This is a genomic window from Rhodovulum sp. DZ06 (assembly GCF_050586345.1).
Taxonomy (GTDB): Bacteria; Pseudomonadota; Alphaproteobacteria; order Rhodobacterales; family Rhodobacteraceae; genus JBOCEF01.
The window spans coordinates 44,971-58,259 of record NZ_JBOCEF010000001.1 but is presented as its reverse complement, the minus strand read 5'-3'; the positions used below and the strand labels follow the sequence as shown (position 1 = coordinate 58,259).

The following is a 13,289-nucleotide window of genomic DNA, read 5'->3' as shown; positions in this document are numbered from 1 at the left end:
CCTTGTCCCCGCCCCGCGCCATCGCGCGGGGCGGGCGCGTGCCAAGCGCCGGGCGCGGCCCCCTGCCCCGCCCGGCGCATTCCGCATCCCGCGGCGGCCGCACCCGGCCGCGGGGCGCGGCGCCTTCCGCCATGCCTTGCGGAAGGACGTGCGGGGGGCGTCTTTCACAAGGAATTGCCGGATGACCGACCAGGGCGCGCCCCAGGGGCGCCAGTTCACCGATGAAGAACTCCAGGACCTCGTAGCCAGCACCGACAGCGGCGCGCGAGAGCCATCAAGCCGCCCCGTCGCGCTGCTGATCACCGGCCTCGCGCTCGTCTGGTCGCTGTTCCAGCTCTGGATCGCGCAGCCGCAGCTGTGGTTCGCGGAATACCTGCCGGTGCTGAACTCCTCCCAGACGCGGCCGCTGCACCTGACCTTCGCCATCCTGCTGGCCTTCCTCGCCTACCCGGCCTTCAAGAAATCCCCGCGCGACCGCGTGCCCTACGCCGACTGGGCGCTGGCGGCGATCGGCGGGGGCGCGGCGTTCTACGTCTTCGCCTTTTCCGAGCAGCTGGCGCTGACCGCCCGCTCGGGCCTGCCGACCGAGGCGCAGGTGATCATCGGCGCCATCGGCATCGTCGCGCTGCTCGAAGCCTCGCGCCGCGCGCTCGGCCCGGCGCTGACCATCGTCGGCTCCTTGTTCCTGCTCTACGCCTATCTCGGCCAGGGCTGGCTGATCCCGGAACTGATCGAGCACGAGGGCCTGTCCTTCACCGGGCTGATCAACGCGCAGTGGCTCGACACCGCGGGGGTGTTCGGCATCCCGCTGGGCGTCTCGACCGCCTTCGTGTTCCTCTTCGTGCTGTTCGGCTCGCTGCTCGATAAGGCGGGCGCGGGCAACTACTTCATCAAGCTCGCCTTCGCGGGCCTCGGCCACCTGCGCGGCGGCCCGGCCAAGGCGGCGGTGGTCGGCTCGGCCATGACCGGCCTCATCTCCGGCTCCTCCATCGCCAACGTGGTCACCACCGGCACCTTCACCATCCCGCTGATGAAGCGGGTGGGCTTCACCTCGGAACAGGCCGGCTCGGTCGAGGTCGCGTCCTCGGTCAACGGCCAGATCATGCCCCCCGTCATGGGCGCCGCGGCGTTCCTGATGGTCGAGTTCATCGGCATCTCTTACGTCGAGGTGATCAAGCACGCCTTCATCCCGGCGGTGATCTCCTACATCGCGCTCGTCTACATCGTGCATCTCGAGGCGCTGAAGAAGGACATGCCCGCGCTTGGCCAGGCCAAGAGCTTCGGCGGCATGATCCTGAAGTTCTTCATCGGCTTCGCCATCGCGGGCGCCGCCTTCACGGCGCTGATCTACGGCGTCGGCGCGCTGAAATCCGCCGCCCCCGGGATGACCGGCCCGATCATGATGGCCGCCCTGCTGGCGATCTACGTCTTCCTCGTCTCGGTCGCCGCGAAGCGCCCGGACCTCGAGCAGGACGACCCGAACGCCGAGGAGATCAAGCTGCCCACCGTGGGCGAGGTCTACGCCACCGGCCTGCATTACGTGCTGCCCATCGTGGTCCTCGTCTGGTTCCTGATGGTCGAACGCCAGAGCCCGGCGAAGTCGGCCTTCTACGCGACCTCCCTGATGCTGTTCATCATCATCACCCAGCGCCCGCTCAAGGCGATGTTCCGCGGCCAGGGCGGCAAGCTTGCCGAGGAGTTCGCGGGCGGCTTCCGCGACCTCGTCGACGGGCTGATCGCCGGCGCGCGCAACATGATCGGCATCGGCGTCGCCACCGCGGCGGCGGGCATCATCGTCGCCACCGTCACCAAGACCCCCATCGGCACCGAGCTCGCGGGCCTGGTGGAGCAGCTTTCGGGCGGCATCCTGATCCTGATGCTGGTGCTCGTCGGCGTGTTCTCGCTGATCCTCGGGATGGGGCTGCCGACCACGGCGAACTACATCGTGGTCTCGTCCCTGATGGCCTCGGTGGTGGTGTCGCTCGGCGCGCAGGAGGGGCTGATCGTGCCCCTGATCGCCGCGCACCTGTTCGTGTTCTACTTCGGCATCATGGCGGACGTGACCCCGCCGGTGGGGCTGGCGAGCTTCGCCGCCGCCGCCGTGTCCGGGGGCGACCCGATCAAGACCGGCTTCACGGCGTTCTTCTACTCGCTGCGCACCGTGGCCCTGCCGTTCCTCTTCATCTTCAACCCGACGCTGATCCTCTATGGCGTCGATCTCGGGACCACGGCGGGGATCCTGCAGGCGGCCTTCGTCTTCGTGACGGCGACCATCGCCATGCTCCTCTTCGCCGCGGCGACGCAGGGCTATTTCCTGGCGAAATCCCGCATCCACGAAAGCGCGGCGCTGCTGCTGGTGGCCTTCACCCTGTTCGTGCCGAACGTGTGGCTCGACCTCGTGCAGCCGCGCTTCGCCGCGATCCCGCCCGCCCAGCTCGAACAGGCGCTGGAAGCGGCGGATGAAGGGGACCGGCTGCGCCTGAAGATCCAGGGGCCGGACTTCAACACCGGCGGCACGGCCGAGACCACGCTGGTGCTCGACGTCTCCGGCGCCACGATCGAGGAGCGGATGCAGGCCTCGGGGCTGATGCTGGTCCCCGAGGGGGACGTCGTGAAGCTCGACGAGCCGATGTTCGGCACCAAGACCGCCGAGACCCTGGCCGATTTCGACTTCTACGCCGACGAGCCGGTGCAGATCGCCGAGATCCTGAGCCCGCAGAAGCGGATGCCGGCGGAGGTGTTCTACATCCCCGCGGCGCTGCTCCTCGGGGGCGTGGTGATGCTGCAGCGTCGCCGCCAGACCAAGCCCGCGTTCTGAGGGAGGGACCAGACATGTTCCGCAAGATCCTGCTTCCCGTCGACCTGTCCTCGGACTCCAGCTGGCGGCGGGCCCTGCCCGCCGCGCTGGAGCTCGCCGCCCCCGAGGAGGCCGAGCTGCACATCGTGGCCGTGGCCCCCGATTTCGGCCTGTCGGCCGTCGGCGGCTTCTTCGCCCCGGGCTATGAGAAAGAGGTTCTTCACGAGCTGGGTGAGAAACTGACCGAGTGGGTGAACGCCAACATCCCCGAGGGGGTCAGCGCGCATCCCCACGTGCTCCATGGCCGCATTTATGACGAGATCATCACCGCGGCCGACCGGCTGGACGTCGACTGCATCGTCCTCGCCAGCCACACGCCCGAACTGTCGGATTACCTGCTCGGCCCCAACGCCGCGCGGGTGGTCCGTCACGCCCGGCAATCCGTCTTCGTCGTCAGAGGGTGACGCAATGACCAATCAAGCCGCCTCCGCCCCCACTGCTTCACGGCACGTCTTCGGGCGCGGCGCATCCCCCCTTCCCACCGCCGTGCGCGGCGAGGGGTGCTATATCTTCGACGCCGCCGGGAAGGCCTATCTCGACGGCTCCGGCGGGGCCGCGGTGTCCTGCCTCGGGCACTCGGACGAAGGCGTCCGGGCGGCGCTGCACGCGCAGCTCGACAAGCTCGAATTCGCCCATACCGGGTTCTTCACTTCGGAACCGGCCGAGGCGCTGGCGGACCTGCTGGCCTCGCTGGCCCCCGAGGGGATCGGGCGCGTCTACCAGGTCTCCGGCGGCTCCGAGGCGGTGGAGGCGGCGATCAAGCTCGCCCGCCAATACGCCATCGAGAAGGGCGAGCCGGGCCGCGCCAAGCTGATCGCGCGGCGCCAGAGCTATCACGGCAACACGCTCGGCGCGCTGGCCGCGGGCGGCAACGCCTGGCGGCGGGAGAAATACGCCCCGCTGCTGGTCGAAACCCACCACATCGCGCCATGCTTCGAATACCACTTCCGCGAGGAGGGCGAGACGCCCGAAGCCTATGGCCTGCGCGTGGCCGATGAGCTGGAGGCGGAGATCCTGCGCCTCGGCGAGGGCACCGTGCTGGCCTTCCTGGCCGAGCCGGTGGTGGGCGCGACCGCGGGCGCCGTGCCCTCGGTTCCGGGGTACTTCAAGCGGGTGCGGGAGATCTGCGACCGCCACGGCGTGATGCTGATCCTCGACGAGGTGATGTGCGGCATGGGCCGGACCGGCACCCTCTTCGCCTGCGAGCAGGACGGGGTGATCCCCGACATCGTCACCGTCGCCAAGGGCCTCGGGGCGGGCTACGCCTCGATCGGCGCGATGCTCTGCCGGGACGAGATCTTCGAGACGATCCGCGCAGGGTCGGGGTCCTTCCAGCACGGGCACACCTATCACGGCCACCCGCTCGCCGCCGCCGCCGCCCATGCCGTGGTGACGGCGATGGTGGAGCGGGACCTGATGCCCCGCGTGCGCGCGATGGGCGAGGTGCTGGACGCGCGCCTGCGGGCCGAGTTCGGCCAGCACCCGCATATCGGCGACATCCGCGGCCGCGGGTTGTTCCGCGCCATCGAGCTTGTCGAGGACCGGGCGGCGAAGCGGCCCTTCGATCCGAACCGCAAGCTGAACGCAAAAGTGAAGGCGGCGGCGATGGATGAAGGCTTGATCTGCTACCCCGCGGGCGGGACGGTGGACGGCAAGCATGGCGATCACGTCCTGCTGGCGCCTCCGTTCATCATCACCGAGGACCAGGTGGACGAGTTGGTCGGCAAGCTGTCGCGCGCGGTCACGCGCGCCCTTGCCGCCTGAAGTCGGGCATTGTGGGGATGACCCGGCGCGGCCCGCCCTCCCATTCCGGGGGGCGGGCCGATCTGGTTTTCGGGGGCGCCCTGCGGGGGGCGGGTCGGCCTCGGGGGCGTCGAGCCCCCTCGGGCCGAGCGCCCGCCCGCCGCCGCATGCGCCCGGCTTGACCGCCGCGCCATGCGGGCGCATCACCAAGGGAACACGCGAGGGCCAGGCAGGAAGAGACCGCAATGACCGTCATCATCATCGGCGCGGGCGTGATCGGCACGGCCCTCGCGCTCGAGCTTCAGCGCAGCGGGCGGCAGGCGGTGCTGCTGGACCCGAACGCGCCCGGCTCGGGCTGCTCCTTCGGCAATTGCGCCTCGCTGGCCACGGCGGGGTTCGAGCCCGCCTCGACCCCCGGCACCTGGGCGAAGGTCCCCGGCTGGCTGCTGGACCCGCTGGGCCCGTTCCGCATCCGGCCCGCCGACCTTCCGGCGCTGGCCCCCTGGCTGATCCGCTTCGCCCTCGCCGGGCGGCCCGCGGCGCTGCGCCGGTCGACGGAAGGCGGCGCCGCGCTCTGCACCCGCGCCTATGCCGACACGGTGGCCCTGCTCGATTTCCTCGGGGCGCCGGACATGCTGTCCGCGAACGGCACCCTGTCGATCTACGGCTCGGACGCCGAGCGGAAGGCCGACCGCGGCCGCCTCGCGCTGATGGAACAGCACGACCTGCCGTTCGAGATGCTCTCCGGCGCCGCCCTGCGCGACCGGGAACCGGCGCTGACCGAGGCGATCCCCCATGCGCTGCTGATGGAACAGACGAAATCCTTCGCCGACCCCGAACGCTACGTGACCCTGATGGCCGAGCGATTCCAGGCGCTTGGCGGCCGGATCGAGCAGGCCGAGGCCGCCGCGGTGGAGCGCGGCGAGGCCGCGGCCGGCGTGCGCCTCTCGGACGGCCGCACGCTTCCCGCCGAGGCCGTGGTCATCGCCGCGGGCGCCCGCAGCGCCGCGCTGGCCAAGGGCGTGGACGAGGGCTTCCCCCTCGCCTCGGAACGCGGCTACCACACCCAGCTCCGGACCCATGCCAGCCCCCTCTCGCACGCGCTGATCTGGCCCGCGCGGGGCTTCATGGTCACCCCCACCGCGGGCGGCATCCGGGTCGGCGGCACGGTCGAGCTCGGAGATTTCGACGCCCCCCCGGACTGGCGCCGCCCCAAGGCGACCCTCGCGCAGGCGCGCAAGATCGTCCGCGGGCTGGAGGAAGGCGAGACCGGCGACGCCTCGGAATGGATGGGCCGCCGCCCCTGCACCCCGGACACGATCCCGGTGCTGTCCGCCTCGGCGAAGACGAAGGGCCTTTTCTACGCCACCGGCCACGGGCATCTCGGCCTGACCGAGGCGGCGACCTCGGCCATCCTCATGGGCCAGCTGATCCGCGGAGAGACGCCGGACGTGGACATGAGCCCCTTCCGCGTCGACCGCTTCTGACCCCCCGCGACCCTTCGCCCGCCCGTCTTGGCGCGCCCCCGCGGAAGGCTTATCTGGAAAGAGGCCCCGAGGGGTGGAAACGCCCCCGGCGCCCCCGCGCCGCATGGGTCGGCGCGCGCATGTCAGACGCGCTTGAAAGGCGTACCCCGATGACCGCCGCGACGTATTCCAAGCCCCAGAAGCTCCTGCACTGGGCCGCCGCAGTCCTGATCCTGCTGCAATTCACCCTGCTCGAAGAAATCGGCCGCGGCTTCCGCACGCTGATGCAGACCGGCATGGCCGAATACTCCCCCGTGGTGATCGGCCATATCGCCGCCGGGTCGCTGGTGCTGCTGTTCGCCCTCTGGCGGCTGGTCCTGCGCCGCACCCATGGGGCGCCCCTGCCCCCGGCGGAAGAACCCGAGCTGTTCAGGAAGGCCGCCCATTGGGGCCACATCGCGCTCTACGCGCTGATGATCGGCCTGCCGCTGGGCGGGCTGCTGGCCTGGTTCGGCGGCGTCGGCTTCGCCGGAGAGATCCACGAGATCGGCGCCAACCTGCTCCTCGCCGTGCTCGCCGCCCATGTCGGCGCGGTGCTGGTGCACCAGTTCGTGTGGAAGACCGGCCTGCTGAAACGCATGAGCCTGCGCTGAAACCCGGGCGGGGGGCGCCTCAGTCCCCCGCCACCTCCACCGCCGTGGACCAGCCGCGGCACAGTTCGGCCAGCCGCGGCGACACGGGGCGGTCGGTGTAGAACCGCTCCACCTCGCGCAGCGACGCGATGCGCACGGGGGCCGAACGTTCGAACTTGGTGTGATCCGCCACCAGGAAGGTCCGCCGCGCCTGCGCGATGATGGTCTGGCTGACCCCCACCTCCTGCGTGTCGAAATCCAGCAGATCCCCGTCCTCGTCCAGCGCCGAGCAGCCGATGACGGCGAAATCGACCTTGAACTGCTCGATCGTGCGCATGGTCAGCGCCCCCACCAGCCCCCCGTCCGAGCGGCGCAGCGAGCCGCCCGTGAGGATGATCTCGCATTTGGGGTTCTCCACCAGGATGTTGGCGACGTTCATGTTGTTGGTCACCACCAGCAGCCCCGGATGGGTCAGCAGCGCCCGCGCCACCGCCTCGGTGCTCGTCCCGATATTGAGGAACAGCGACGCGTTCTCCGGGATCGCCCGCGCGCAGGCCGCGGCGATGGCGCCCTTGGCGAGACCGTTGAGGTCGCGCCGGTCCTCGTAGCCGATATTGGCGATGGTCGAGCGCAGGATGGCGCCGCCATGCACCCGCTCCAGCCGCCCGGCCTCGGCCAGCTCCCCGAGGTCGCGGCGGATGGTCTGCGCGGTCACGTCGAAGCGCTCGGCCAGGTCCTCGACCGTCACCTTCCCCTCGCGGCGCGCGATGTCCAGGATCTCCTGGTGGCGAAAAGACATGTCGCCCTCCCTGCCGGCGAACGCAGCCGGTCCGTTTTCGTTTCCTTTCGTTTAGGCCGCGATTCCCGCCCCGCGCAAGCGCGAGGGCGCCGCAACATGTTCATGCGGCACTGCAGCAATCACCATAACCCGCTGAAACTGCTCATAATCATGCCAAACGAAAAAATACGAACATAAACATTGACTGAATGCGCCGCGACATGCTTCGTATACCCACCAAACGGGAGGACAGCATGACGCGCGACACGGACGCCACGGACATCGTCGATCTGCTCGTGATCGGCGGCGGCGTGAACGGTTGCGGCATCGCGCGCGATGCCGTGGGCCGCGGCCTGTCGGTGACGCTGGCCGAGATGAAGGACCTCGCCTGGGCGACCTCCTCGGCCTCGACCAAGCTGTTCCATGGCGGGCTGCGCTACCTTGAGTATTTCGAATTCCGCCTGGTCCGCGAGGCGCTGGTGGAGCGCGAGACGCTGCTGCGCGCCATGCCCCACATCTCCTGGCCGATGCGCTTCGTGCTGCCCTATCACCGCGACATGCGGTTCGAGAGCGACACGCCGACCTCGCGCCTCCTCTCCGGGATCATGCCGTGGATGAAGGGGCGCCGCCCGGCCTGGCTGATCCGGCTCGGCCTCTTCATGTATGACGGGCTGGGGGGGCGGAAGATCCTGCCCTCCACCCGCACGCTGGACCTGAAGACCGATCCCGCGGGCGCCCCGATCAAGGACAAGTTCGAGCGCGCCTACGAGTATTCCGACTGCTGGGTCGAGGACAGCCGCCTCGTGGTCCTCAACGCCCGCGACGCCGAGGCGCGCGGGGCCGAGATCCTCACCCGTTCCAAGGTCATCGCGGCGGAGCGCGAGGGGGACCTGTGGCGGGTCGAGCTCGAGGATGCCGAGACCGGCGCCCGCACCACCCGCCGCGCCCGGATGCTGGTCAACGCCGCGGGCCCCTGGGTGGCCGAGCTGATCCACGGCGTGATGCGCGCCAACACGCCCGACAACGTGCGCCTCGTGCGCGGCTCCCACGTGGTCACGAAGAAGCTCTTCGACCATGACCGCTGCTATTTCTTCCAGGGGACCGACGGGCGGATCATCTTCGCCATCCCCTACCAGGACGATTTCACCCTGCTCGGCACCACCGACGCCGAGCACGCGGACCCGGACGAGAAACCCGTCTGCACGGACGAGGAACTCGACTACCTGCTGCGCTTCGCCTCGGAGTACTTCAAGGCCCCCGTGACGCGCGAGGACGTGGTCTGGACCTATTCCGGCGTCCGCCCGCTCTATGACGACGGCGCCAAGTCGGCCACCGCGGCGACCCGCGACTACGTGCTGACCGTGGACAAGTCCGGCGGCGCCCCCGCGCTCAACGTCTTCGGCGGCAAGATCACCACCTACCGGCGCCTCGCCGAAAGCGCGCTGGAGAAGATCGGCGCCGAGTTCGCCGCCATGGGCCGCCCCCTGCCCGGGGACTGGACCGCCGGCGTCTCGCTGCCCGGCGGCGATTTCCCCGTGGACGGCGCGCCCGCGCTGGCCGAGGGGCTGCGCCGCGATCACCCGTTCCTGGATGCCAAGTGGGCGACCCGCCTCGTGCGCGCTTACGGGACCGAGGCCGCCGACATCCTGCGCGGCGCCGCCGCCCCCGCCGACCTGGGCGAGGATTTCGGCGCGACCTTGACGCAATCCGAGGTCGAATGGCTGATGGACCGCGAATGGGCGCGCACCGCCGAGGACGTGCTCTGGCGGCGCTCGAAACTCGGGCTGCGGCTGACGGCCGAGCAGGCCGCCCGCCTTGACGACTGGATGGCCGACCGGCGCCGCCGCGCCGCGACCGCCGCGGAATGACGCGCCCCGGCCCCGGGAGGGCCGGACGCATGGGAGGAAGGACGCGATGACCCTGACGCTGGAGCGGGTGGAGAAGGTGGTGGCCGGCAAGCCCCACATCCACCCCACCGACCTGACGCTCGAGAAAGGCACCATGAACGTGCTGCTCGGGCCGACCCTGTCGGGCAAGACCTCGCTGATGCGCCTGATGGCGGGGCTGGACGTCCCGACCGCGGGCCGCATCCATTGGAACGGCGAGGACGTGACCGGCATGCGCGTCCAGGACCGCGGCGTCGCCATGGTCTATCAGCAGTTCATCAACTACCCGTCGATGACCGTCTACGACAACATCGCCTCGCCCATGCGCCTGCTGGGCAAGGACAAGGCCGAGATCGACCGCGCGGTGCGCGAGAGCGCCGAGATGATGAAGCTGACGCCGATGCTGGGCCGCAAACCGCTGGAGCTTTCGGGCGGCCAGCAGCAGCGCTGCGCCCTGGCGCGCGCGCTGGTGAAGAACGCCGGGCTGGTGCTGCTGGACGAACCGCTCGCCAATCTCGACTACAAGCTGCGCGAAGAGCTGCGGATCGAGATCCCGAAGATCTTCGAAGCCTCGGGGTCCATCTTCGTCTACGCCACCACCGAACCCGAGGAAGCGCTGCTGCTCGGCGGCAATGTCGCGACCCTCTGGGAAGGGCGGATCACCCAGTTCGGGGCCACGCCCTCGGTCTATCGCCGCCCGGTCGACGCCACCACGGCGCGGGTGTTCTCGGACCCGCCGATGAACTTCCTCTCGGTCTCCAAGACCGGGGGTCGGCTGATGTTCGGCGACGGCCAGTCGGTCGAGGCGACGGGGGCCCTCTCCTCCCTGCCCGACGGGCGCTACACCGCCGGCTTCCGGCCCAACCACCTCGAGATCGAGCGCCATTCGGCCGAGGCGATGAGCTTCACCGCGGACCTTTCGGTGTTCGAGATCACCGGCTCCGAGACCTTCATCCACCTCTCCCATCACGGCGAGCGCTGGGTGGGGCTGATCCACGGCGTGCGGGACCTCTCGATCGGCGCTCCGCTCGAGGTGTTCCTCGACCCGTCCCATGTCTACGTCTTCGGCGAGGACGGCCGCCTGGTCGCCCCCGCCGCCTACGCTCTCGCGGCCTGAGGGGGGATCAGATGGCGAAGATCACGCTCGACAATCTCGCGCATTCCTACCTGCCGAACCCGGGGGGCGAGGACGACTACGCGCTGAAGGAACTCAACCACGTCTGGGGGGATGGCGAGGCCTATGCGCTGCTCGGCTCCTCGGGCTGCGGGAAATCCACGCTGCTGAACATCATCTCGGGGCTGCTGCACCCGTCGCAGGGGCGGATCCTGTTCGGCGACCGGGACGTGACCCACGCCCCGACGGCCGAGCGGAACATCGCCCAGGTGTTCCAGTTCCCCGTGGTCTACGACACCATGACGGTGCGCGAGAACCTGGCCTTCCCGCTGAAGAACCGCGGCCATGACGCGGCCTATATCGCGTCCCGGGTGCAGGAAATCGGCCGGATGATCGGCATGGAGGCGGAACTCGGCCGCAAGGCGCGCGGGCTCACCGCCGACGCCAAGCAGAAGATCAGCCTCGGCCGCGGCATGGTGCGCGAGGACGTCAACGCGCTGCTGTTCGACGAGCCGCTGACCGTCATCGACCCGCACATGAAGTGGGAGCTTCGGACCCAGCTCAAGTCCCTGCACCACCAGTTCGGGCACACGATGATCTACGTGACCCATGACCAGACCGAGGCGCTGACCTTCGCCGACAAGGTCGTGGTCATGTATGACGGCCGCGTGGTCCAGATCGGCACCCCGCAGGAGCTGTTCGAGACCCCCGCCCACACCTTCGTCGGCTATTTCATCGGCTCGCCGGGCATGAACGTCATCTCGGCGAAGGTCGAGGGGAACGCGGCCTATGTCGACGGCGCGAGCGTGCCGCTCGGGCGCGGCTACGCCCCGATGGACGGCAAGCTGGAGATCGGCGTGCGGCCGGAGTTTGCGCGCCTGACGGCGGGCGAGGGCCTGCCGGTGAAGATCACCCGCGTCGAGGATGTGGGCCGCCACCGCATCGTGCGCGCGAAGTTCTTCGGGACCGACATCAACATCATCGCGCCCGAGGGCGAGAGCATCGGGCCGGACATGACCCGCGTCGCCTTCGATCCCGCGCGCGTCAACGTCTATCGCGACGACTGGCTCGTCGAAGGGGAGGCCGCGTGATGGAAAAGACGGTCAATCAAAAGGCCTGGTGGCTCGTCGCCCCGGTGCTGGTGCTGGTCGCGTTCTCCGCCGTCATCCCGCTGATGACGGTGGTGAACTACTCGGTCCAGGACACGTTCGGGAACAACAAGTTCTTCTGGGCGGGGCTGGAGTGGTTCTCGGAGCTGCTGGACAGCGAGCGGATGTGGAACGCGCTGGGGCGCCAGGCGGCGTTCTCGGCCATCATCCTCGCCATCGAGATTCCGCTAGGGATCATCGTGGCGCTGTCGATGCCGAAGAAGGGCGTCTGGTCCTCGGTCTGCCTCGTGCTGATGGCGCTGCCGCTGCTGATCCCGTGGAACGTGGTCGGCACGATCTGGCAGATCTTCGGGCGGGTCGATATCGGCCTCCTGGGCTATGCGCTCGACGCCATCGGGGTGGAGTACAACTACACCCAGGACTTCTACGCCGCCTGGATCACCGTCATCGTGATGGATGTCTGGCACTGGACGTCGCTGGTGGCGCTGCTGGCTTTCGCGGGGCTGAAATCCATCCCCGACGCCTATTACCAGGCCGCCAAGATCGACCAGGCCTCGCGCTGGAAGGTGTTCCGTTACATCGAGCTTCCGAAGATGCAGGGCGTGCTGATGATCGCCATCCTGCTGCGCTTCATGGACAGCTTCATGATCTACACCGAGCCGTTCGTCGTCACCGGCGGCGGGCCCGGCAACGCCACCACCTTCCTGTCCATCGACCTGGTGAAGATGGCGCTGGGACAGTTCGACCTCGGCCCCGCGGCGGCGTTCTCGCTGATGTATTTCCTCGTGATCCTGCTGGTGAGCTGGGTGTTCTACACCGTGATGACGAACCTCGAGAAAAAGGAGCAGGGCAAATGACCGCCGTCGCAGACGCGCCCATGGCGAAGGCGAAAGCCGGCCCGCGCATCAAGACCTCCGCGGTCGTGATGACCCTCTACCTCGTGTTCCTGCTGCTGCCGATCTACTGGCTGCTGAACATGAGCCTGAAGACCAACGCCGAGATCCTGGGCGGGTTCAGCCTGGTGCCCATGGAGCCGACGCTGGCCAATTACGCGACGATCCTGACGGATCCGAGCTGGTACATGGGTTACGTCAACTCGATGATCTACGTGGCGATGAACACGGTGATCTCGATCGCCGTGGCGCTGCCCGCGGCCTACGCCTTCTCGCGCTACACCTTCCTCGGGGACAAGCACCTGTTCTTCTGGCTGCTGACCAACCGGATGGCGCCGCCGGCGGTGTTCGCGCTGCCCTTCTTCCAGCTCTATTCCTCGGTCGGGCTGTTCGACACCCATATCGCCGTGGCGCTGGCGCACTGCCTGTTCAACGTGCCGCTGGCGGTCTGGATCCTCGAGGGCTTCATGCGCGGCGTCCCGAAGGAAATCGACGAGACCGCCTATATCGACGGCTACAGCTTCGGGCGCTTCTTCGTGCGGATCTTCATGCCGCTGATCTCCTCCGGCATCGGCGTGGCGGCGTTCTTCTGCTTCATGTTCTCGTGGGTGGAACTCCTGCTGTCGCGCACGCTGACGTCCGTGGACGCCAAGCCCATCGCCGCCACCATGACCCGCACCGTCTCCGCCTCCGGCATGGACTGGGGCGTGCTGGCCGCGGCGGGGGTGCTGACCATCGTGCCGGGCGCGCTCGTGATCTGGTTCGTGCGCAACTACATCGCCAAGGGCTTCGCCCTGGGCCGCGTCTGATC

General features: G+C 69.0%; 11 protein-coding genes. 10 read left to right on the top strand and 1 reads right to left on the bottom strand.

Going from position 1 to position 13,289, the window contains the following annotated elements:
- Positions 1-181 precede the first annotated feature (181 nt).
- The 5 genes from ACQ5SO_RS00215 to ACQ5SO_RS00195 all read left to right on the top strand — a co-directional run bounded on the left by ACQ5SO_RS00215 (position 182) and on the right by ACQ5SO_RS00195 (position 6,719).
- Entirely contained in the window at positions 182-2,818 is a 2,637-nt protein-coding gene (locus tag ACQ5SO_RS00215) for a TRAP transporter permease (RefSeq protein ID WP_430939545.1), read from the top strand.
- 14 nt (positions 2,819-2,832) lie between these two features.
- Positions 2,833-3,261, top strand: coding sequence for a universal stress protein (locus ACQ5SO_RS00210; protein WP_430939544.1), 429 nt, complete (start codon positions 2,833-2,835; stop codon positions 3,259-3,261).
- Positions 3,262-3,265: 4 nt separating this feature from the next.
- Complete coding sequence (locus ACQ5SO_RS00205) at positions 3,266-4,621, top strand: aspartate aminotransferase family protein (protein WP_430939543.1); 1,356 nt, start codon at positions 3,266-3,268, stop codon at positions 4,619-4,621.
- Between the two features lie 224 nt (positions 4,622-4,845).
- Complete coding sequence (locus ACQ5SO_RS00200) at positions 4,846-6,087, top strand: NAD(P)/FAD-dependent oxidoreductase (protein ID WP_430939542.1); 1,242 nt, start codon at positions 4,846-4,848, stop codon at positions 6,085-6,087.
- Positions 6,088-6,236: 149 nt separating this feature from the next.
- On the top strand, positions 6,237-6,719 hold the full coding sequence (locus ACQ5SO_RS00195) for a cytochrome b (protein WP_430939541.1): 483 nt from the start codon (positions 6,237-6,239) through the stop codon (positions 6,717-6,719).
- 19 nt (positions 6,720-6,738) lie between these two features.
- Here the strand turns inward: ACQ5SO_RS00195 and ACQ5SO_RS00190 are convergent, their stop codons facing one another.
- A complete protein-coding gene (locus ACQ5SO_RS00190) occupies positions 6,739-7,497 on the bottom strand; it encodes a DeoR/GlpR family DNA-binding transcription regulator (protein ID WP_430939540.1) in 759 nt (252 codons plus the stop codon).
- Between the two features lie 233 nt (positions 7,498-7,730).
- Here ACQ5SO_RS00190 and glpD point away from each other — a divergent pair, with 233 nt between their 5' ends.
- The 5 genes from glpD to ACQ5SO_RS00165 are packed head-to-tail and all read left to right on the top strand — an operon-like array spanning position 7,731 to position 13,287.
- On the top strand, positions 7,731-9,344 hold the full coding sequence (gene glpD, locus ACQ5SO_RS00185; protein ID WP_430939539.1) for a glycerol-3-phosphate dehydrogenase: 1,614 nt from the start codon (positions 7,731-7,733) through the stop codon (positions 9,342-9,344).
- A gap of 46 nt (positions 9,345-9,390) precedes the next feature.
- Complete coding sequence (locus ACQ5SO_RS00180; protein ID WP_430939538.1) at positions 9,391-10,479, top strand: ABC transporter ATP-binding protein; 1,089 nt, start codon at positions 9,391-9,393, stop codon at positions 10,477-10,479.
- A gap of 11 nt (positions 10,480-10,490) precedes the next feature.
- Entirely contained in the window at positions 10,491-11,567 is a 1,077-nt protein-coding gene (locus ACQ5SO_RS00175; RefSeq protein ID WP_430939537.1) for an ABC transporter ATP-binding protein, read from the top strand.
- Positions 11,567-12,442, top strand: a complete 876-nt coding sequence (locus ACQ5SO_RS00170; RefSeq protein WP_430939536.1) for a carbohydrate ABC transporter permease — start codon at positions 11,567-11,569, stop codon at positions 12,440-12,442. The genes ACQ5SO_RS00175 and ACQ5SO_RS00170 overlap by 1 nt, the downstream gene beginning before the upstream one ends.
- Complete coding sequence (locus tag ACQ5SO_RS00165) at positions 12,439-13,287, top strand: carbohydrate ABC transporter permease (protein WP_430939535.1); 849 nt, start codon at positions 12,439-12,441, stop codon at positions 13,285-13,287. The genes ACQ5SO_RS00170 and ACQ5SO_RS00165 overlap by 4 nt, the downstream gene beginning before the upstream one ends.
- Positions 13,288-13,289 lie beyond the last annotated feature (2 nt).

Excerpts from the sequence above, each read along its gene's own strand:
- ACQ5SO_RS00200 (WP_430939542.1), top strand. The coding sequence starts at position 4,846 with ATGACCGTCATCATCATCGGCGCGGGCGTGATCGGCACGGCCCTCGCG.
- ACQ5SO_RS00210 (WP_430939544.1), top strand. The coding sequence starts at position 2,833 with ATGTTCCGCAAGATCCTGCTTCCCGTCGACCTGTCCTCGGACTCCAGC.
- ACQ5SO_RS00190 (WP_430939540.1), bottom strand. The coding sequence starts at position 7,497 with ATGTCTTTTCGCCACCAGGAGATCCTGGACATCGCGCGCCGCGAGGGG.
- glpD (WP_430939539.1), top strand. The coding sequence starts at position 7,731 with ATGACGCGCGACACGGACGCCACGGACATCGTCGATCTGCTCGTGATC.
- ACQ5SO_RS00175 (WP_430939537.1), top strand. The coding sequence starts at position 10,491 with ATGGCGAAGATCACGCTCGACAATCTCGCGCATTCCTACCTGCCGAAC.
- ACQ5SO_RS00215 (WP_430939545.1), top strand. The coding sequence starts at position 182 with ATGACCGACCAGGGCGCGCCCCAGGGGCGCCAGTTCACCGATGAAGAA.
- ACQ5SO_RS00165 (WP_430939535.1), top strand. The coding sequence starts at position 12,439 with ATGACCGCCGTCGCAGACGCGCCCATGGCGAAGGCGAAAGCCGGCCCG.
- ACQ5SO_RS00205 (WP_430939543.1), top strand. The coding sequence starts at position 3,266 with ATGACCAATCAAGCCGCCTCCGCCCCCACTGCTTCACGGCACGTCTTC.
- ACQ5SO_RS00170 (WP_430939536.1), top strand. The coding sequence starts at position 11,567 with ATGGAAAAGACGGTCAATCAAAAGGCCTGGTGGCTCGTCGCCCCGGTG.
- ACQ5SO_RS00195 (WP_430939541.1), top strand. The coding sequence starts at position 6,237 with ATGACCGCCGCGACGTATTCCAAGCCCCAGAAGCTCCTGCACTGGGCC.
- ACQ5SO_RS00180 (WP_430939538.1), top strand. The coding sequence starts at position 9,391 with ATGACCCTGACGCTGGAGCGGGTGGAGAAGGTGGTGGCCGGCAAGCCC.